The sequence below is a fragment of the Mesoplasma corruscae genome (genome assembly GCF_002930145.1).
In the GTDB taxonomy this organism is placed as follows: domain Bacteria; phylum Bacillota_I; class Bacilli_A; order Mycoplasmatales; family Mycoplasmataceae; genus Entomoplasma; species Entomoplasma ellychniae.
This window is the reverse complement of record NZ_PHNF01000001.1, coordinates 324,234-345,682: the sequence shown is the minus strand read 5'-3', so window position 1 is coordinate 345,682 and position 21,449 is coordinate 324,234. Positions and strand designations below refer to the sequence as shown.

Sequence of the window (21,449 nt, the reverse complement as noted above, 5' to 3'; positions counted from 1 at the left end):
ATTAATCCTTAAACAGCTTTAGTAACTGGTTGGTATAAGACTCATCATCATTGTGTGAAATTATTGGTTCAAGTATCTCCATACCTTCATTACCCTCTAAAATAGCATCAATTAACATTGTTTTAGCCACTCCATTCTTTTTAGAATAAACAAATTGCATTCTTTTTGGAAAAAATGAGTATTTATATAACAAATTAATTATTTCACCAGTTCTTTCTGGCCTGTGAACCAGTGTTAAAGATCCACCATTTTTTAAAATGAGTTTAGCACTTTGAATAATTTCTTCAAGTGTTATTAGTGTTTCATGACGAGCATTAACAACTTCCTGACTAATTTTTTTAGTTTTTGATTCTTCATGTTTTTTAAAAAATGGAGGGTTGCAAATAACCATATCAAATTGATTTGCGTTTTCTTTTGCAAAAACCTTAATATCTTTATTAATTATTTTAATTTGATTTTCTAAACTATTAATTGTTATATTTTCTTCTGCAATCTTTGCAGCAACACTTTGAATCTCTACTCCATAAATTTTAGCATCAGTATATTTACTTATTATTAAAGGAATAACAGCGTTGTTAGTTCCAAAGTCTGCTATTTTCTTTCTTTTATTATTTAGTTTTATAAATCTTGATATTAAAACACTATCAAGAGTAAAATTAAACATTTCAGTATCTTGAAAAATTTTTCTGTTTTTGTAATCTAATAAATTATTTAAAACCTTCACTTAGATCACCTCTGTAACATTTATTAATCAATTATCTATGCTTATATTTTTTGAAATAGAAAATTTTAAGTCCAAAATAAACTCTAATCAAACTTCAAATAAATTTGTGTTTAAAGGAAATTTTTCTTTTATTATTTCATAAGCGTCTTCTGATAGTTTAATTAGTTCGCTTTTTTCAATTTTTTTAATATCAATATTAGATAATAGTATATCTTCTTTATTTTTATAAAGCATATCTACTAATATATTGTTTTTACAATCTATTATCTTTTCGTTTTCTACATTTATGAGATTACATCTAGATCTTATTGTTGGCAAAATATCTGTTTTATTTTTTGTTAGCAATATTGAAAATGTGTTTATTGGTGGTTCTTCTAAAAATTTAAGTAAAGAGTTAGCAGCATCATTTTTAAGGTTTTCAGCACAATCAATAACATAAACTTTTTTATTAAATTTTTCAACTGAAGTAAGCGAAAATCTTGAAATAATTTCTTGTACTTGCACTTTTGTAATTGGTAAATTACCATCACCTATTTTTAAATAATCAATTATATTATTTGATAAAAATCTTTTGCAAGCATTGCACTTATCATTATCAATGTTTGTTTTTTCACAAAAAAACATTCTTGCCAGATCATTAGAGACTGTTATAACTTCAGCATAATTTTTTCCTGACAAAATTATAGAATGAAACATTCTGTTTTCTTTTATTAATTTTGCTAAGTTGTTTTTAATCTCTATTTTTTTCATTTACTTAATTCTTCTCTTATTATTTTGATTGAACTTTCATAGACACCATTTTCATCAAGCGAGGCATCAACAACTTTAACTCTTTCAGGGTTTTGAATAACAATTTTTTCAAATGCTTCTTTAACTTTTTCTTTAAATAACTGTGTTTCTTCGTCTAATCTATTTTTATCTTCTAGTCTTTTTGAAATTCTTTTCTCAGCTTCTTCAAAAGAAAGTTTAAAATATAAAGTTAGATTTGGCAAACAATTACCGAGTATTTCTTCTTGGAGAGATTGAATTCTTTCAACCCCTAAATTTCTAGCCCCTCCTTGATAAGCAGATGTTGAATCTAAAAATCTGTCTGAAATAACAATATTACCTTTTTCAAGTTCGGGTTTAATTAACTTTTCAAGGTGTTCTTTTCTAGCAGCTATAAATAAAAGAGCTTCGGTTCAAGACTCTATTTTATTGTCATCTTTATCAAGTAGTATTGATCTAATTTTTTCACAAATTTCAAGGCCGCCAGGTTCTCTAGTTAAAACAACAGAATATCCTTGTGCTTCTAAGTCTTTTTTTAATCTTTGAATAACAGTTGTTTTGCCACTACCATCCATTCCTTCTAAAGTTATAAACATATTAAACCTCGTATTTCTTTCTATTTTTAAATGCATCAATCAACGTTGATTCATCCATGTAGTCTAATGAACCCCCCATTGGAATCCCTTTAGCAATCCTAGTTACATTAATATTCAGTTTTTTTGTTTCATGATAAATGTAATTAGCGGTTAATTCACCTTCAAAAGTAGCATTTAAGGCTAATATCAATTCCTTTGATTTTGAAAGTCTTTTAAATAAACTTTCAAAATCTATATCATTTGGAGAAACATTTTTATTTAAATTTATTTCTGAATCAAGAACATGGTACAAACCCTTATATTGATTATTTTTTTCAATATTATCAACATTTAATTGATTAGATACTACACAAATTATATTTTGGTCTCTTGATTCATCAGAACATATAATGCATTTTTTATCTATTTTGTAATAGTTGCAAATACAACACATTGAAACTTGTGTTTTTAAAGTATCTAAGTTTTTGATAAAGTTATTAAAAATATCTTGGTCTTTAATTAAATTATTCAATAATCTCTGTGTTGTTTTTTGGGTTAAACTTGTATTTTTTGAAATTTCATAAACAATTTTTTCTATTAAATTATTTTTCATTTATTTATTCCACTTCCATATCTTCTATATTAAATAATTCAGAAGCAGCTTTTAAAGTCTTTTCATCAACACTACTTGATAAAAGTGATTTTCTTTTTTCTTCATAATATTCGTTAAAACTTCTGGGAATATATTTGGGTAAAGTGTTATTTTCTTTTAATTGTTTATATTCAATTTTAATATCATTTCATAATGTTTCTGATATAGGAATGATGATTCTTCCCTTAAAAATAGTTTTAATTTTTTTTAAAAAGGATTCTTCTAAAAGTGAGTAGCAAAGATATTTAACATTTTTAAAATTATCGTGTCTTAATAATATTTGGTTTTCTGAGCTAGCTATTATTTTAAAGCCTATAAGCGGCGATAATTCATTAGCTAATTCTTTATTAACAAATTTTCCTTCATTATCAACATTAAATATATTGTCTAAAATTATTTGGTTTTCCTCTCTTGTATCTTTGTTTGCTTTTAATAATAAATTTATTACTTCTATTATTGAAACTAGAAATGATTTTTTGTTTTCATTTTCAAATATTTTTTGTTTTAGATCAAAAATAATTGAATCAACTGTTTCAAATAATACTTCTTTTTGATCAACAATAATTTCTTCTGATATTTTTTCTTGTTTGTTTGTTTCCATAATCTCTTCTGATTTATTAAATGTAAATTCAAGAGTTTTATTTGTTTGATTCTGATTTGAAAAAAGATTATGTTCAACGTTTTTAATTTCTTCTTGTTTTATTTCTTCCTTTGCTTTTTCATTAAATTCGCTCATAAAATCTTTTGAAGCAGAATAAGTTAAAGGTTTAGTGGTTTGTATTGTTTCTTCAGCTTCACTTGGTTTAAAAACTAGAGAATTTATTTTATGATTAGCGGTGTTTTTATTTACTATTTCATCTTTTATTGTAAAACCTATGCTTTTATCAAGAAGTTTTAAAATACTAATTAAAAGATAATTGAAATTGATGTTTGTACCCTTTGTTTTTGCATAAACTTCACTTAGGTTGTCTGCTATTTTGAATAATTCTTTTATTTCAACTTCATTAAAATTGTTTAAATCTTCTTGATCTAAAACTGATAAGTAACTTTCTAATTTTAAAAATTTAAACTCTATAATTTCTTTTAATATTTCAATTAAACTTAATGTTAAGACATCAAAATCCATACCTTGATTATCAGCATCTTCAAAATACTTAATAATATTTTGAGGATTATTTTGAATTATATTTAGAATTAATTCTATTTTTTCTTGTTTTGGTGCAACATAAAAAATTGACTTTAAATCATTCATTGAAATTTGTATGTTTGATATATTTATTAATTGTTCAATTATATTAGAAGCATCCCTTAGCGAACCATCACAAAGAATTGCTATTTCTGTTAGAACTTCTTCTTCAACTTTAAATCCTTCATTCTCAATAATAAATTTTACTCTAGCTTTAATTGCACTTTTATCTATTTTTTTAAAATTAAATATTTGACATCTTGAAATAATAGTCGCAGGTATTCTTGAATACTCAGTTGTAGCTAAAATAAATATTGCATGTTTTGGTGGTTCTTCAAGGGTTTTTAAAAGAGCATTAAAAGCTGCTTTCGTGAGCATGTGAACTTCGTCAATAATGTATACCTTATATTTACCAATTAAAGGCAATGTTGATACGTTGTTTTTTATATCTCTAATTTCATCAACCCCGTTATTTGAAGCTGCATCCATTTCTATAATGTCTGGGTTTTTTTGTTCATTAGAAGACACACAATTTTTACAGGTTTCACATGAAAGACCTTCAATTAGATTTTCACAATTAACACTTTTAGCTAGTATTCTTGCTATAGATGTTTTACCAGTACCTCTTTGTCCTGCAAATAGAAATGATTGAGCAATTTTATTTGTTTGAAGTTGTTTTTTTAATATTTCTACTACATTTTTGTGACCTGCAACAGAATTAAAATTACTTGGTCTATACTTACGATAAATTGTTGTGTTATTATTCATTCTGATGATCTCACTTTCCTTTATTTATTTTATCATTTTAAAAGGTTAAAAGAATTTATTTTATTTTTCGGACGTTTTAAATAAAAAACGCATTTCTGCGTTTTTTATTTACTTATTAATCTTCTTCAAAATCAATGTTTTCTTCACCGTGTTTACGGTATTGAAGAAGAACTGATTTAATTTTATTTTTTTCAGATAGTTTGATTCCTCTAACCCCACTAGCTGATCTACCCAACACAGGTATATCAGAAACTTTAGTTTTAATTAAATTACCATCTGTTGAAATAATACAAATTAAATCTGTTTCTCTTGCGGCAATGATTGATTTAAATTCACCAGTTTTTATATTTATATTCATAACCTTAACACCTTTACCGTTACGCCCAGAAATTCTGTACTCTTCGATTTTTGTTTTTTTAAAGCTTCCTTTTGCAGAAATTGTTGTTATGTTTTCAACACCAAATGAACTTACCGCTCCAACAACAACATCTTCTTTATCAAGTTTAATTACTTTAACACCAGAAGCTGTTCTTGATAAAGGTCTAACTATTTTTTCTTGGATTCTTATAACTTTTCCTGATTTGTTTGCAACAAAAACTGTATCTTCACCAGTTGTTGCAAAAACAGTTACTAGTTGATCTTGTTCTTTTAAGTTAATTGCAATTTTTCCGTTTTTGTTTATGCTATCAAATAATTTAATATCGGTTTTTTTAATCATTCCTTTTTCAGTTATAAATGTTAAGTACTTCATTTTTTCTTTAACATTCCTTAATGGTAATATTGCAGTTATTTTATCTTCATTAGTCAACCCATTCAAGAAGTTGATGATTGGTAATCCTCTTGCTGTTCTTGAGTACTGTCTAATATTGTAAGCTTTAGTTCTAAATACTTTACCTGAATTAGTAAAAAACAAAACTCAATCTCTCATTTTGCCCATTTCAGAAATTACAATTGGATCATCATTATTTGAATTAACACTAACACCACGCCCACCACGTTTTTGAATTCTAAATTCTTCAGGATCAACTCTTCTTATATAACCTTCTTGACTTAAAAGAATCATAGTTTTGACATCCGGAATTAACTCTTCATCTTCAATATCCATCAACCCTTCATCAATGATTTCAGATCTTCTGTCATCACCGAATTTTAGAGATATTTCATTTAACTGATTTTTAAGAACATCGTTTTGTTCATCATTATTTGAAATTAATTTTTCTAGATAATTAATTCTTTCTTTAATTTGTTGCATTTCGGTTTGAATTTTGCTTCTTTCAAGACCAACTAAACGTTGTAAACGCATTTCTAAAATAGCTTTGTTTTGTTCTTCATCAAAACCAAATTTTTCAGTTAATTTACTTTTAGCTTCACTTGATTCAGGCGAACTTCTAAGTATTTTAACAATTTCATCAATATTATCCAAAGCTCTATTTAAAGCGTCAAGAATGTGATGGCGTTTTTCGATTTTTTCTTTTTCAAAAACAGATCTTTTAATAATAACATTAATTTGAAATTCAACATAATTTTTAATAATTGTTTTCAAATCCAACAGCATTGGGATATTGTTGTGTAATGAAAGTAAATTTAATGAATAAGATGTTTGCAGATTAGTAAATTTATATAATTTTGATAATACAACATCTGGGTTTGAATCTCTTTTTAATTCAATAACAACTCTAATTCCTTCATAGTTAGATTCATCTCTAATATCTGATATTCCATCTAATTGTTTAGTTTTAACTAATTCAGCAATTCTTTCAATTAATTTTGATTTATTTGTTTGATAAGGTATTTCAGTAATAATAAATCTTGCATGTCTGTCTGATTCTTCAAGTGCTATTTTTGCACGAATAATAACAGCACCACGGCCTGTTTTATAACCTTCACGCATTCTAATTCCGTTAGTCATTAATGCCCCAGTAGGAAAATCAGGACCTAATATGTGATTATCTAATATTTCATCAATCGTTATTTCTTTATTACTAATATAAGCAGAAATAGCAGAAATTACTTCCCTTAAATTATGTGGTGGGATGCTTGTAGCCATACCAACAGCAATACCCATTGCTCCATTAGCTAAAAGATTTGGAAAATAACCAGTTAAATATGATGGCTCAATTTCACTAGCATCATAGTTATCTGCAAAAGGCACAGTGTTCATGTCAATATCTTTTATTAAATAATTAGCAACTTTTGATAACCTTGCTTCTGTATAACGCATAGCAGCAGCTCCATCACCGTCGATTGAACCAAAGTTACCATGTCCATCTACTAAAGGATATCTGTAAGAAAAGTCTTGAGCCATTCTAACCATTGACTCATAAACAGCTGTATCACCATGAGGGTGATACTTACCAATAACTTCCCCAACAATACGCGCAGATTTTTTATGAGGTTTGTCGGAAGTAATTCCAAGATCATTCATAGCATATATAATACGTCTGTGAACTGGTTTTAAACCATCTTTTAAATCTGGAAGAGCACGACTAACAATTACAGACATTGAGTATTCTAAGAAATCTTTTCTAACTTCAGCCGCAATATCAATATGTTTTATTGTCCCATGATTATGTTCTAATTTTTTATCTTCATTCATATTCTCTACCTACCCTATTAAAAATCTATATTTTCTACAAATTCTGCGTTTTCTTGAATGTAGTTTCTTCTTAACTCTGGATCTTCTCCCATTAAATCAGAGAACACTTCGTTGGCTATAGCTGCGTCTTCATGTGTTATTTGTAACATTGTTCTTTTTTCGGGGTCCATTGTTGTTTCTCACAATTGAATTGGGTCCATTTCTCCAAGACCTTTATATCTTTGAATTGTATATCTTGAATCTTTAAACTCATTTTGTTTGAAGTTTTCTAACTCAGCATCTGAGTAAGCATACTCAACTTTTTTGCCTGCTTCAATTTTAAATAGTGGTGGTTGGGCAATGTAAATATTTCCATTATCCACTAATTGTTTCATGTATCTATAGAAAAATGTTAGTAGCAATGTTCTAATGTGAGCACCATCAACATCAGCATCAGTCATAATAACAATTTTTCCATATCTAATTTTTGAAAGATCTAATTCTTCTTTAATCCCAGTTCCAATTGCGGTAACAATTGATTTGATTTCAGCATTTGCAAAAGCTCTAACTTCAGCAACACGCTCAACGTTTAAAACTTTTCCTCTTAAAGGTAATATTGCTTGAAATTTACGATTTCTTCCAGTTTTAGCACTACCCCCAGCTGAATCTCCTTCGACAAGGTATAATTCAGCAATTGATGGGTCTTTGCTTTCACAATCTGCTAATTTACCTGGAAGCGAAAAAGTATCTAATGCTGATTTTCTTCTTGTTTCTTCTCTGGCTCTTTGAGCAGCAATTCTTGCTTTTTGAGCATTTGCATTTTTATCCAAAATAGCTTTAGCATCTTCTGGTGATTTTAATAAGAATTCTTCAAAAGAGTCACCAACAACAACATCAACAGCTTTTTTGGCATCAGGGTTTGCAAGTTTTGTTTTTGTTTGCCCCTCATATTGTGGATCGGTATGTCTAATCGAAACTATACAAACCATACCTTCTTTAATATCATCTCATGAATATTTAGCGGCTTGCTTATTACCAATGGCAACTTTTTCAGCATACCTATTCAAAACCCTAACAAGAGCTTGCCTTAAACCATCTTCGTGTGTTCCACCTTCGTGAGTATTAATGTTATTGACAAAAGTAATTAAACTTTCTTGATATTCAGCATTGTATTGAAGCGCAACTTCGACTTCAATATCTCCATATTTTCCATCAATGTAATATACTGATGGGTTAATTTTTTGTTTTGTTTCATTTTTTTCTTTTACATAATCCAATATCCCATTTGGAAAGTGATATTCAATTGATCTATCAATTCTTTCATCATTAAATTGAATAACAAGACCTTTATTTAAATATGAAAGCTGTTTTACTTTATTTCTAACTGTTTCATAATCATAATCAATAACTTCAGTAAAAATTTCTGGATCAGGTTTAAATCTTACTTTTGTTCCAGTTTGAACTGTTTCGCCTATAATTTCAATTTCAGTTTGAATAGTCCCACCAGCACTAAAAATTTGTTTATGAATTTTACCTTCTCTTTTTACTTCAACATCAACATATAAAGAAAGCGCATTAACAACTGAAGCACCAACCCCATGAAGACCTCCAGAAATTTTATAAGAATCAGAATCAAATTTTCCTCCAGCATGTAATTGAGTAAAAACTAATTCTAGTGCAGATTTACCAGAATCTTGTTGAACACCAACAGGGATACCACGACCATTGTCTTCTACAATAACTTCACCATCTTTTGTTAATGTTAGGGTTATCTTGTCTGCAAAACCAGCCATAGCCTCATCAATTGAGTTATCTAAAATTTCTCATACTAAGTGGTGTAAACCTGATTTAGAAGTTGACCCAATATACATACCAGGGCGTTTTCTAACAGCTTCTAAACCCTTAAGTACCTTAATCGATTCAGCACCATAATTTTGTTCTGCCATTTTAATATCTCCTATTTTCTTATTATATTATAATATAAAATGGCTTTAAAATCATTGTTTTTAAGTGTTTTAACCTGCTTTAGGGGTGGTTTTCTTTAAGATAGTTAAAAAACTTAAAAAAGCCCTTAAAATGCTTTTAAAATAACTTGTTATGTTGTTTTTGACTATTTTTATAATTTGTTTTTAGTAAAAATGTTAAAAATGTCGATAAATTGATCCAAACTTATTACTTCGGGTCTAAGATTTTCATTAATTTTTGCTTCTTTCAAAATTATTTTTGATAGTTCTTTATCATTAGTTATATTTGAAAGATTATTTAAAATAGTTTTTCTTTTATTGTTAAATATTTTTCTGACAAAAACTAAAAAATACTCTTGATCTTTAACTAAGTGTGATTTATTACTATTGAAAGTTAATGAGATTATTGATGAATCAACTTTTGGAACAGGTGAAAACATTTGTTTTTTTACTGTAAACTCATATTTTTTTTCAGCAAAAAAACTACAAGCCACAGAAAGGTTGTTGTAATTATTTTCACCTTGGTTTGCACAAACTCTTTGTGCTACTTCTTTTTGCATCATAAAAACAGCCTTATTTAAATTATTAGAGTTTTGTAGTGTTTTAAATAAAATTTCACTTGTTATGTAATATGGCATATTGGAAATTATTGATATTTTACTAAAGTTTTTTTTGGCATCATTAATTAACGTTTTGAAATCAACTTTTAAAACATCTTGAATTAATATTTGTAAATTGGGTGATTGTATTTCTGATTTTAAAATTAATTCCATGTCTGTATCTATTTCAATAACTAGTACTTTTTTAAATTTTTCAACAAGTTTTTTTGTAAGCGCCCCAGTTCCTGGACCAATTTCAATTATAAGTTGATTTTTATCTTCTCCTAAAATACTAATTATTTTTGTTATAAGATTTTTATCACTTATAAAATTTTGCCCAAACTTTTTTTTAGCTACCACTTTCATTTTATTCCTCCAATATCTTTTTAATGCTATTAACATCTAAGTTCATTCAATTAAGTCATTTAAACAGAGATTTTGAAGATAACTCTAAATTAATTTCTAGTTTTTTAGATATCTTATTTCTATTTGATTTTAAATAAATATCATTTTGTTTATACTCTATTCAAGAAATCGATTCATTATTTACATTATATTTAATAATGTTGTTAAGAGCTTTCTTAATCTCTTCTTCGTTAGCTTCAGCAACTCCAATTTTTTTGTCTTGAAAAGTAAAACTTTTTTTGTTTATAAAAGCATTATAAATGTTTTTATTTACTTCTTTAATTATAGTTTCTCTTATTTTTTTACCTGGCCCATCAGGGTCAGTAAAAATAATAATTTCGTTGTTTTCACTTAGTTTTTTAATTGAATCTAATGTTTTTTGATTTAATGCTAATCCATTTGTCTCAAGTGTTTGAAGTTTATTTCCGAATATTTTTTTAAGTTTTTGAGAATCAGTTTTACCCTCAACAACAACTATTTGATTCAACATGTTTAACCCACCTATTATTAATTTAAAATTAATTATATATTATAATATAGTGAATAGAATAGAGTGATAAGTATGAAAAATAAAAAAGTTGGTATAGTTTTAGAAGAAAATTACACAAGAATTATTTCATCAATTAGTGGTAAAGTTTATGACAACTCATCTGTTGTTTGTTGAAATAATTTAACAAAAGAAATTGTTTTAGTTGGTAAAGATGTCGAAAATGCAATTGGTAGATTAGATGATCCGTTAGTTGTTGTTCGATTGCTAAAAAATTATGCAGTTCAAGATTTTGAAATTTTTAAAGCTTATTTAAAAATTCTTGTTGAGGATTTTTTTAATGTTTTTAAAAATGCTGAGGTTATTGTCTCTTCTCCAAGTTCTGATTTAGAATTTATTAGAAATTTTATATATAACATTTTAAAAGTTGAGGGTGGGGCTTCATCTGTTGAGTTTGTATCAAAAACACTCTTATCAGCAATAGGTTCAAATGCTAATGTAAATGATGAGTATGGGGTTTTAATATTAGACATTGGATACTCATGTTCAAAAGTTGCATTAATCATAAATGGTAAAATTGAAAAAAGTGGGGTAACAATTGCTGGGGAAAAAGAACTTGATGATATGATAATTCAATTTATAAAGGAACAATATCAATTAGTTATTAATGATGAAACAGTTGAAAAGATTAAGTGATCAATTGGAACGATTATTAAATTAAGAGATGAATTAGAATTAAGCATTTTTGGTAGAGACTTAATAACAAATGATCGTAGAGTTATTGTTTGTGCTAGTGCTGAAATTAAAAAACTATTTATCAGATTATTTACAAATTATAAAACACTTATAACAAACGTTCTTGAATCGTCATCTCCAATTATTAGAAGTAGTGTTATTAAAAATGGTTTATTTGTTTCTGGTGATTTAGCTGGAATTATTGGTGTTAAAGATTTCTTTGAAGATTTTTTTAATTTCCCTGTAACAATTTCTAAGAAAAAAGGCTATTCAGCAATTGAAGGTGCAATAAAATATAATAAATAAAAGACCTTCCATTTTGAAAGGTCTTTTATGCTCTTGGTAAAATGATTTGTTTTAAATTTGGTTCTTCTTCTGAAGAAATAACAGCCATTCTTGAAGGTAATGAAAATTTAATTTCTAAATCTTCACAATCAAATGTTTTAATTGCTTCTAAAATAAATCTTGTATTAAATTTAACTTCTTCAATTTCTTCACCACCAAACTTAAAGTCGTTAAAGGTTTCTTCATATTTAACTGAATCAACTGTTGTTTTAAGTGTTATCTCATTTTTTTTAATGTTTAAGTTTATTGTGGGGTCTGATGATTCAAAAGGTAACTCAAATCTGTTTAGCAACTTTAATAATTTTTTTGTTTTGACTTTTATTAATGTTCCAAAAACAGATGGGAAAGCAGACTCAACATCAGGGTAATTACCATCAACTAAAATTGATTGAAAAGTTTTGTTATCAAAAACAAAAGTTGTGTAGTTATCAAAAACAACAATTTTTAATTTTTTTACATTCTCAATCAATTTTATTAATTCTGTTAATGTTTTGTGGGGAATTATTATATTTATTTTTTCACCCTGAGTATTGATTGGTATTTTCTTTAAAGATATTTTAAATAAATCTGTTGCAGAAAAAACAATTGAATCTTCTTTTGTCTTTAAATTTAAACCAGTTAATACAGTTCTTTCCTTATAGGGGTTTATTGAATTAATTAATTGATTAATTGTACTTTTAAACTCTAATGGTGAAAGTGTTATTTCAAGTCCGTTTTCAACAAAACCAAGTAATGGGAAGTCTTCTGGATCTAGTAAACCAATTTTTAAAGATGACTTTTCTGTAATTATTTCTAATTCACTTTCTTCAAAAACATTCAATTTAATAAATTGATTTTCAAGTTTTTTCAAAGTATCAATTATAAATTTTGGCTTAACTAATATTGTTCCAGGGGTTGTAATTTCAAGATCTGAATTTTGTTCATGTAATTCAACTTTAAAGCTTGTTGAATTGTTTGTCGAAATGATTGTTAGTTTATCTATTCCAACTTCTATTAAAACACCCGTTGTTGCTGGAGACAAGCTTTTTGGATCAATAATTTTACTAGCACTGTTAATACCATCTAAAAAAGCTTGTCTGTTAATTTTAATATTCATAAATATCTCCCAATCTAAAACTTATATTATTATCTCACATAAATGATTTTAAAAGCAAATGTATTATTTCTATTTACTTAATTACTTATTTCTATATATTTTTATTATGCTGTTGTTTTGTGGAAAAGTTTTAAAAACTTAAATAAGAAGTCAATTTAGTAAAATAGTATACAAAAACATTTCCAATAAAACCCACACTAATTCATTATTTCATTTTTTCAACTATCAATTAATTTTTTAAACTTTTTGTCTTCGTAAATGTTTTTTTCAATCTTTGATATAGCGCTTAACACTGTGCTATGATCTCTACCACCAAATTCTGAACCAATTTGAGTAGAAGTGTGATTTAAGAGAATTTTAACAAAAAACATAGCTACATGTCTTGCATCTTTAATAGCAGTCGTTCTAGCTTTTCCATCAATTGCTTTAACACTCACACCAAACTTATCACCAATAATCTCTTTTATTCTTTTAACATTTAATTTACCCAAATTCGATGAAGGAATGTCTTTAAAAAAAACAACAACCTCGTCCAATGTTATTGTACTATCAACAGGATTACTCATAACTAATAATTCTAGTCTGTTAACTAAACTTTTCAACTTCCTTGCATCTCCACCAAAATTATTAGCTAAAAATTTAATAGCAGCAGGCTCAACACTTCTTTTTAATTTGAACTCACCAATTCTAAGTTTTAAAATATCTTCAGCAGTTTGTGGATCTAAAGTTTCAACACAAACCGACAAACCAGAATTAAATCTAGTTATCATCCTTCTTTCAAAACCATTTAAAGATTCAGGGTTCTTATCACTAGAAAAAGCTAACTTTTTCCCGTTTTCTAAAAAATTATTAATTATATAAAACAAAAACTCATTAGTTTTATCTCTTTTTGTTAAGAAGTGAACATCATCAATAATAAAAACATCATTTTTTAAAATGTCATTTTTAAATTTTTCAATATCTGCATCTCCACTATTTAAAATACTTACAACCTGAGAGGTAAACTCATCAGCTTTTAAATATAAAACTTTATTATTTGTAGATTTGTCTTTAATAAAATTAGTTATTGATTCTAATAAGTGTGTTTTACCCAAACCAGAATCTCCATAAATGAACAATGGGTTAAAAACAGAATTATCTACACTTTCAGAAAAATATTTAGCAGCAATAAAAGCTTGTCGATTGCTTTTACCAATAACAAAATTTTCAAATAATTGACCACTTTTAATAAAATTTAAATCATTTTGTGCTTCGTGATCAATTTTTGGCAAATTCTTTGTAGAAAAAAACAACAATTCAAAATCACCGTTTATATATGAGGATAAAAAAGTTTTTATTTGACCACTTATTTGATTTAAAAAAGATAAAGCTAAAGTAGATTTTGCCTCAATTATAAATTCTTTTGAATTTTTTTTGTAAAGGTTAGTAAATGGCAAAAATTCATTTTTAATTTCTTGATCAACAGTCTTATCTAAATACAACTCTGACAATACTTTTTGTCAAACAACACTCAATTCCATCACAAAAAAAATAATAGTTATCAACAAAAAAATAAAAAACAACCTTACTTAAATAAACCCACATATAAAATGATTATACAAATGCTTAAAACCATTTGCAAAAGGGTTTTTTCCACTTTTCCACAATAAATAAAAAAATATTAATTTATAAAAAATAGGTACACTAATAAATAAAAAAATACAAACAAAAGTAACATTTTTGTAAAACTTCATATTATAATTATTTAAGTTATCCAAGAAAAAGAGCAGAAGGGGGTTTGTGAATATGAAAAGAACTTGACAGCCATCAAAAATCAAACACTCACGTGTACATGGTTTTAGAGCAAGAATGGCAACAAAAAACGGTAGAAAAATTATAAAAGCACGTAGAGCAAAAGGTAGAGCGAAATTAACAGCTTAATTTCCGCTTTATTTTTTATTTAATAAATATGAAAAACAAAAAAATAATAAAAAAAAATCATGAATTTCAAACCATTATTGGTAAAAATAAATCATTTAAAAATTCTACATTTGTAATTTATTATTCTAAAAATAAAGAATTAAATTTTAGGTATGGAATAAGCGTTGGAACTAAAATAGGTAACGCAGTGCTTAGAAATAAAATAAAAAGAAAAATTAGATCAATAGTGTTTGATATAATTAAAAACGATTTTAATGCTCCTTTTGATATAATTATAATAGCTAGAAAAAACTTACTTTATAAAACTTTTGAAGAAGTTTCTAAAGATCTTACAAATCTTATAAAATCAGTTAAATAGAAATCATACAGGGGGTTCTATCATGTATAATAATGAACAGTTTATGCTTTTTGCAAAAGATGCAAGAGTTTTATCTTATTTGAGTAAAAATCAAACATTAAATACAAAAAGAACTTTTTCTGAAAAAATGAAAGACCCTGATTATAGAAAAAGATGAATTAAATTAATATGGAGATGAGTTAAAATATTAACATTTTTATTTATAATTGTATCAATGCTTTGAGGTTGTGTGCAAATGTATCAGTCACCATATGCAATTCAAGACGTTACAGATTTAACAGGTAGAAAAGTTTTTTCTGCTGGTATTTCTTTTGAAATAGTAACATCAATTTTTGGCGAACACACGTCACAAAACTGGTGAAACATAATTACTGGTAATATGGACGGGCAACAATATGCATACAACGTAATAGGAAGTTGAGGAGAAGCTTTCTCAAAAACTAAATCACCATTTTATGGTTTCTTTGTATACCCTATTGCATTATTGCTTAATTCTTTAATTTATATGATGTCTAGTTCGCTTAACCCAGAATTAAATGAAACACGTTATGGAATTGCTGTTATATTTGCAATGTTATTCACTGTTATAATAATTAAATCTTTTACACTTATATTTACTTGAAAATCTCAAGTTAATCAAGATTTGCAACAAAGAGTACAACTTAAAACAGCAGATATTACAGCAAAATATAAGGGTGACAAATCCCCAGAAGCTAAACAAAAACAACAAAGAGAAATAAATGCTATTTATAAAAAAGAGGGTTTTTCCCCTTTTAGTGCAATGGCTGGTGCTGTTGTAACGATGCCATTTTTATTTGCCACATATGCGATTGTTAGATCTACAAGATCTTTAAAAGTTGCATCAGTTGGTTTAATATCTCTTATTGATAAACCTTGATCACAAATTAAACAAGGTGAGTATATTTATATTTTAATAATTGCAATATATTTACCTTTACAAATTTTTTCAATGTTGCTACCATTAATTTTACAATCAATAAAACAACCTTCTTCAACATTGACAGTAGCACAAAAAAAATCTAGAAAAAAACAATATTTAATTCAAGGTGTTTTTGCTTTAACATTTATTATAATTATTATTTCTGTAGCATCTGGTGTTGCAATTTATTGAATATTCTCATCAACATTCCAAATTTGTCAAACACTAGGATTCTTTTTTTATAATAAAAAGAAAGCAAATAATTCTAGTCAAGAAATAAATAGAAGAAGAAAACAACAAAAAAATAGGAAAATTAAAACAAACAACATTTAATATAAATGTTATATAATTAAATATGCCATGATAAAGATAACGCTTGAATGAGTCAGGACCGGAAGGTAGCAGCTATAAGAGAATGTGTCTTGTATCATGGTTTTTATTTTGAAAGGATTAATATGTTTAAAGATTCAATATTAAAAACTCAAATATGTTTACTAACTAATGATGTACCAGTTTATTCTTGTATATTTGAAAATAACACAATAATAAGTGAAGGGGTAAATAACAAAGAGAAAGAATTAAAAGTGTCAGGGCATGCAGAAATTAATGCAATAAATAAAGCTTTTAAATTACTTAAAACAACGAACCTTAAAAAATATAATCTTTATACAACTTTAGAGCCTTGTGAGATGTGTTATCAAGCTATTAAACAGGCCAAAATAAATAAAGTTTATTATTTACTAGAAAACGAAAAGTTTGGTTATAAATCTAAATTGTCAATTAACGAAAAGTCAATAAATTTAATTAAAATTGAAAATGAATTTCAAAAAGAAACCTATTCCAAAATACTAAATAATTTTTTTCAAAAAAACAGACAAAAAAATAACAATTAAAATTGTTAAAATTAATTTTTTTCAAAATTTTTTAAAGCTCTTTTATTTACTATTAATGAATTTTTAAAACTTAAATATTCAAATAAACCGCTAAATAGATAAGTTGCAAAAATAGCAGCAAGCATTAAACCATACATTTGAAAAAAACTTGTTTTATAAGGATCCATTTGTTCATATGGAAAAGGTCTTAGTGATGCATTATAATCCATATATTTTTTAATGTAAATCACCCTTATTATTAAATAAGCACCATAAAATAGCTCTAAAATGTTATTTTTTCAAGCGTGATTTATCATGTAATTTCTCAAACTTAAATCAGGACGTTGTTCTCTAAAATAAAAATAATAGATCATTATAATAAATGGACAAATTCAATGTTCTACAACAGACTTAATAGTGTTATATCAATTTGTAAAACCAACAACAGTATCTCTTGCTATAAACATTGCTCCTGTAAATATTATCATTGAAACAAAACTGTAAGTTAAAACCATTGTTTCAGTATTTTTAGATTCAACTCAAACTATTTTTTTATCAGTTTTTATGTAATTAATTAATTTAATAAATCCTCAAGAAGACGTAACTAAAGCAGACCAAACAGAAAAGTAAATTGTTTGTTCACAAACTGTTTGAATAAAACCAACTTTTTGGGGTTCTAATCCTTGTTTTAATTGAATTCCATAGATTGTATTCATAATGACATCTAATAATATACAAGAAATTGGAGCTATTGCAAGAAATAAAATTATTAAAAACTTTATTTTGTTCATTTTCATTTAAACCTCTTCTTTTATTTTGTTTTCATTTAATAAAATTATATCAATTTTTTTATTTACCCAAACAATATTTCTTGAAAATATTGTCAATTATTTCCTCATCATATTGTTCACCAACAAGTTCATTTAATAAATTTCAAGCAACATTTAAATCAACATTAACTATGTCTATTGGCATACCTTCAAGAATAGAGTTTAAGGACTTAAGCAATTTATCTTTTATTTGTTCAACCAAATTTATTTGTTCAATATTTATTAAAACTAAATTTTCATTTTTTAATAATTCTTCATTTAAAAACATTTTTTCAATGCAATTTATTAAATCATCAACATCATAATTTGATGCATTTGTAAAAATAACATTATTAAATTTTTTTGAAATTTCGATAATATCTTTATTTGAAATTAAATCTTTTTTATTAACAACAATTAAATGTTTTTTATCACCTATTTTTGAAATTAAATCCTTATTGTCTTGGTCATATATGTTTTCAGCATTTACAACTAACAAAATAAAATCAGAATTATCAATAACATTTAAAGATTTTTCAATACCTATTTTTTCAACAATGTCGTTTGTTTTTCTTATACCCGCAGTGTCCACAAGATCAAGTGTTAAATTTTGAAAATTTATTTGGCCGGTGACAATATCTCTTGTTGTTCCTTCAATGTCTGTGACAATAGCTCTTTCTTCTTGAATTAAGGCATTTAATAATGAAGATTTACCAACATTTGTCTTACCAACAATAGCTGTTTTAATTCCATTTGTAATTGAATTAGCTAATTTTGATCTTTTTAATAATTTATCTACATATACATTTATTTTTTCTAAAGAAAGCGTTAATTCATCTATGGAACTTCCCTCAACATCATCATAATCTGGATAATCAATAGAAACTTGTATTCTTGAAATAACATCTAATAGTTGGTTTTTAATTTCTAAAATCCCATTATTATAAATGCCCCCCATATTGTTAACACCAATTTTAAGTGCCATTTCATTTTTAGCAAAGATTAAATCATTAATGCCTTCTGCTTGAATTAAATCTATTTTGTTATTTAAAAAAGCTCTTTGACTAAATTCCCCTTTATTTGCCATTCTTGCACCCTTTTTGATAATTAATTTAATAATCCTTTGTGTATTTAAAATACCTCCATGACAAGCAATTTCAATAACATCTTCTCCCGTAAAAGAATTAGGCGCAACAAAAGAAGTGATAATAACTTCATCAACTAATTCTTTTTCATCATATAACTTTTTAAATAAAACATTTTTTGTTTTATCTATTGGATATTTTATTAATTTGTTAATTATATCAAACGCTTCATCCCCACTAATTCTAATTAATGCAATGGCTTGATTAGTTAAACTAGTTGTTGGTGCAACTATTGTTTGGTTTATACTTTTCATAAATCACTGACCTAATTATTTAATATACTCTTGGTTGTCAAATCAAGCTTTTAAAATTTCAGGAAGTATTAATTTTTCACCATCTCAATAGTTTTCTAAAATAGCACCAACTAATCTATCAATAGCTACGCCACTACCATTAAGTGTATGAACTAATTTGGTTTTACCATCTTTTGTTTTATATCTTGTTGCCATATTTCTAGATTGAAAATCTATACAATTTGAAACACTTGAAATTTCTCTATATTTATTTTGTTCTGGAAATCAAACTTCAATATCAAAAGTTTTTGTACTACTAAAGCCAACATCCCCAGTGCATAATTCAACAATCCTATAAGGAAGGTTAAATAATTGTAAAATACTTTCAGCATCTACCAGCATTAATTCTAGTTCATTAAAACTTGACTCTTGGTCTGTTATTTTAACTAACTCAACTTTATTAAATTGGTGTAAACGAATTAACCCCTTTGTATCTTTGCCAGCACTACCAGCTTCTTTTCTAAAACATTGAGAAAAGGTTGTATATTTTATTGGTAACTTTTTGTAATCTAAAATTTCATTAGCGTGTAAGTTAGTTAGTGGAACTTCACCAGTGGGAATTAAATATTGCTCACCAACTTTATATGCATCTTCTTCAAATTTTGGTAATTGACCAGTTCCTTGCATAGCAGCAGCATTCACAATCAAAGGAACTGTAATTTCTTTATAACCAACTGATATATGCTTATCTAATAAAATATTTGTTAATGCTCTAACAAGTTTAGAACCTTGTTCTTTGTAAACAACAAAACGACTACCACTTAGTTTAGGTCCTGACTCAAAATCCACTAAATTTAATTGACTAGCAATTTCTCAATGTGGCTTTTTGTGCTTAACTAAATTATCTGAATTTCAAACTTTAATAATTGGATTATCCTCATCACTTAGACCAATTGGCATATGTTCGTTTGGGATGTTTGGAATATAAAGTAATTTTTCGTTTAGTTTATTAATTATAGAAAAAAGTTTTTTGTCCAAAACTTCAATATCACTGTTTAATTCATTAACTTGATTTTTATTTTTTTCTACTTTATCAAGTTCATTGTTCTTCATTAATAAACCAATTTCTTTAGATAAACTATTTTTTAATGATTTTTTAATTTCAACATCTTTTAAAACATTTTTTCTTTCAATGTTTAATTTAACAATAAAATCAATTTCTAAAGAAAAGTCTAAACCTCTTTTATTTAACTGTTTTTTAACATAATCTAAGTTGTTTTCTACAAAATTAATATCTAACATAATAACCCCTTCTTGCTTTCATTTAAGTATTTTTAAGTTATTATAATATTACATTAAAAATAATAAAAAAAGGGCAAACATGGATTTACAAATTAGAGCGATAAGCAACAAACACAACGCAAAAATATCAATAGTAGATATTTCAGAATCAATTAATAAAATTTGTGATTTACAACAATCTTCACCAATAGTAAATATTTGTTTAGCAAAATTTACCATTAATAATACACTGGTTGCTATAGATAATAAAGATAATAACAAAATATCAACAGCATATTCTACTGATGAGGGTGTTATTAAAAGAATGATTACAGAGTTTGAAGATAACAAAATAAGATCAACAAGTAAAGTAAAACACTTTGAAATGTGTGAAACTACTGAGGATATAAATCCCTTGGATTTAATGCTAGGCAAAACTGGAGAAATTTATTACTCAAGAGATATGGGTTTAAAAGCACCATATATTTCATCAATTAAAACAAAAGGTTCAAATATGGATTCCATTTTTATGCAGTTTTTGAAAAAAAGTAGTCAAATAACTTCTTTGATAGCCACAGATGTTACTTTTAATAATAGTTTTAAAATCGATAAAGCAGTAGGTATTTTAATTCAATTATTACCTAAACACACTCAAGAAAATATTGAAATGTTAGAAAATAAAATTGGTAATACAAAATATTTAACTGATGTTTTAGTTAAATCAACAAATTATTATGAAGTTATAAAAGATATTTTAGATGATGCTCAAATTCTTTCAACAAGTCAAATAATTTTTGAGTGTAATTGCAATTATGAAAAAATTTTAAACCTAGCTAAACTCTTAGGAAAAGAAGAATTATTAGAATTAATTAATAACAAAGAAAATGTTTACATTAATTGTGACTTTTGCAATAAAGACTACACTATAAAGTACACAGAATTAAACAAATTGATTTAATACAAAAATGCTATGATATAATTTTATTGATATTGTTTTAACTAAAGTGATTAA

Annotated in this window: 20 protein-coding genes and 1 other RNA gene; 7 read left to right on the top strand and 14 right to left on the bottom strand. The window is 26.2% G+C overall.

Annotation, left to right across the window (positions count from 1 at the left end; genetic code table 4):
* Nucleotide 1: 1 nt before the first annotated feature.
* The 9 genes from MCORR_RS01620 to rnmV all read right to left on the bottom strand — a co-directional run bounded on the left by MCORR_RS01620 (nt 2) and on the right by rnmV (nt 10,712).
* On the bottom strand, nt 2–724 hold the full coding sequence (locus tag MCORR_RS01620; RefSeq protein WP_104207851.1) for a tRNA1(Val) (adenine(37)-N6)-methyltransferase: 723 nt from the start codon (nt 722–724) through the stop codon (nt 2–4).
* Entirely contained in the window at nt 725–1,474 is a 750-nt protein-coding gene (locus MCORR_RS01615) for a DNA polymerase III delta subunit-related protein (RefSeq protein ID WP_104207850.1), read from the bottom strand. It lies immediately after the preceding gene.
* Nucleotides 1,462–2,088: a dTMP kinase gene (gene tmk, locus MCORR_RS01610; protein ID WP_104207849.1), complete on the bottom strand. Its 627-nt coding sequence runs from the start codon at nt 2,086–2,088 to the stop codon at nt 1,462–1,464. The genes MCORR_RS01615 and tmk overlap by 13 nt, the downstream gene beginning before the upstream one ends.
* A 1-nt stretch (nt 2,089) precedes the next feature.
* A complete protein-coding gene (recR, locus tag MCORR_RS01605) occupies nt 2,090–2,680 on the bottom strand; it encodes a recombination mediator RecR (protein ID WP_104207848.1) in 591 nt (196 codons plus the stop codon).
* 4 nt (nt 2,681–2,684) lie between these two features.
* Nucleotides 2,685–4,673 (bottom strand): DNA polymerase III subunit gamma/tau, encoded by a 1,989-nt coding sequence (gene dnaX, locus MCORR_RS01600; RefSeq protein ID WP_104207847.1) that lies wholly within the window; start codon nt 4,671–4,673, stop codon nt 2,685–2,687.
* A gap of 115 nt (nt 4,674–4,788) precedes the next feature.
* Nucleotides 4,789–7,269: a DNA gyrase subunit A gene (gene gyrA / locus MCORR_RS01595; protein ID WP_104207846.1), complete on the bottom strand. Its 2,481-nt coding sequence runs from the start codon at nt 7,267–7,269 to the stop codon at nt 4,789–4,791.
* A gap of 17 nt (nt 7,270–7,286) precedes the next feature.
* On the bottom strand, nt 7,287–9,194 hold the full coding sequence (gyrB, locus tag MCORR_RS01590) for a DNA topoisomerase (ATP-hydrolyzing) subunit B (RefSeq protein ID WP_104207845.1): 1,908 nt from the start codon (nt 9,192–9,194) through the stop codon (nt 7,287–7,289).
* A 170-nt stretch (nt 9,195–9,364) separates the two neighbouring features.
* Nucleotides 9,365–10,177 (bottom strand): 16S rRNA (adenine(1518)-N(6)/adenine(1519)-N(6))-dimethyltransferase RsmA, encoded by an 813-nt coding sequence (gene rsmA, locus MCORR_RS01585; protein WP_104207844.1) that lies wholly within the window; start codon nt 10,175–10,177, stop codon nt 9,365–9,367.
* Nucleotide 10,178: 1 nt separating this feature from the next.
* The gene (gene rnmV / locus MCORR_RS01580; RefSeq protein WP_181021212.1) at nt 10,179–10,712 is read right to left on the bottom strand and encodes a ribonuclease M5; all 534 of its coding nucleotides are present in this window, start codon (nt 10,710–10,712) and stop codon (nt 10,179–10,181) included.
* Nucleotides 10,713–10,778: 66 nt separating this feature from the next.
* Here rnmV and MCORR_RS01575 point away from each other — a divergent pair, with 66 nt between their 5' ends.
* Nucleotides 10,779–11,744, top strand: coding sequence for a rod shape-determining protein (locus MCORR_RS01575; RefSeq protein WP_104207842.1), 966 nt, complete (start codon nt 10,779–10,781; stop codon nt 11,742–11,744).
* Nucleotides 11,745–11,769: 25 nt separating this feature from the next.
* On the opposite strand, the gene dnaN is transcribed toward MCORR_RS01575, so the two are convergent.
* Entirely contained in the window at nt 11,770–12,879 is a 1,110-nt protein-coding gene (gene dnaN, locus MCORR_RS01570) for a DNA polymerase III subunit beta (RefSeq protein ID WP_104207841.1), read from the bottom strand.
* Between the two features lie 197 nt (nt 12,880–13,076).
* Nucleotides 13,077–14,399, bottom strand: a complete 1,323-nt coding sequence (locus tag MCORR_RS01565) for a DnaA ATPase domain-containing protein (protein ID WP_104208017.1) — start codon at nt 14,397–14,399, stop codon at nt 13,077–13,079.
* A gap of 265 nt (nt 14,400–14,664) precedes the next feature.
* On the opposite strand from MCORR_RS01565, the gene rpmH reads away from it, so the two are divergent.
* The 5 genes from rpmH (at nt 14,665) to MCORR_RS01540 (ending at nt 16,990) form a co-directional block, all read left to right on the top strand.
* On the top strand, nt 14,665–14,799 hold the full coding sequence (gene rpmH, locus MCORR_RS01560; protein WP_104205890.1) for a 50S ribosomal protein L34: 135 nt from the start codon (nt 14,665–14,667) through the stop codon (nt 14,797–14,799).
* 28 nt (nt 14,800–14,827) lie between these two features.
* Complete coding sequence (rnpA, locus tag MCORR_RS01555) at nt 14,828–15,157, top strand: ribonuclease P protein component (protein ID WP_104205891.1); 330 nt, start codon at nt 14,828–14,830, stop codon at nt 15,155–15,157.
* Nucleotides 15,158–15,179: 22 nt separating this feature from the next.
* A complete protein-coding gene (gene yidC / locus MCORR_RS01550) occupies nt 15,180–16,430 on the top strand; it encodes a membrane protein insertase YidC (protein ID WP_104207840.1) in 1,251 nt (416 codons plus the stop codon).
* 17 nt (nt 16,431–16,447) lie between these two features.
* An RNA gene (gene ffs, locus MCORR_RS01545) (signal recognition particle sRNA small type) lies at nt 16,448–16,543 on the top strand.
* A 9-nt stretch (nt 16,544–16,552) separates the two neighbouring features.
* Nucleotides 16,553–16,990: a nucleoside deaminase gene (locus MCORR_RS01540; RefSeq protein ID WP_104207839.1), complete on the top strand. Its 438-nt coding sequence runs from the start codon at nt 16,553–16,555 to the stop codon at nt 16,988–16,990.
* An 11-nt stretch (nt 16,991–17,001) separates the two neighbouring features.
* Here the strand turns inward: MCORR_RS01540 and MCORR_RS01535 are convergent, their stop codons facing one another.
* Genes MCORR_RS01535 through serS form a run of 3 tightly spaced genes read right to left on the bottom strand, consistent with a single transcriptional unit; the run spans nt 17,002 to nt 20,458 of the window.
* A complete protein-coding gene (locus tag MCORR_RS01535; protein ID WP_104207838.1) occupies nt 17,002–17,766 on the bottom strand; it encodes a hypothetical protein in 765 nt (254 codons plus the stop codon).
* Nucleotides 17,767–17,818: 52 nt separating this feature from the next.
* Nucleotides 17,819–19,177 (bottom strand): tRNA uridine-5-carboxymethylaminomethyl(34) synthesis GTPase MnmE, encoded by a 1,359-nt coding sequence (mnmE, locus tag MCORR_RS01530; protein ID WP_104207837.1) that lies wholly within the window; start codon nt 19,175–19,177, stop codon nt 17,819–17,821.
* 15 nt (nt 19,178–19,192) lie between these two features.
* Entirely contained in the window at nt 19,193–20,458 is a 1,266-nt protein-coding gene (gene serS / locus MCORR_RS01525) for a serine--tRNA ligase (RefSeq protein WP_104207836.1), read from the bottom strand.
* A gap of 79 nt (nt 20,459–20,537) precedes the next feature.
* On the opposite strand from serS, the gene MCORR_RS01520 reads away from it, so the two are divergent.
* The gene (locus MCORR_RS01520) at nt 20,538–21,395 is read left to right on the top strand and encodes an Hsp33 family molecular chaperone HslO (protein ID WP_104207835.1); all 858 of its coding nucleotides are present in this window, start codon (nt 20,538–20,540) and stop codon (nt 21,393–21,395) included.
* Nucleotides 21,396–21,449: the final 54 nt, after the last annotated feature.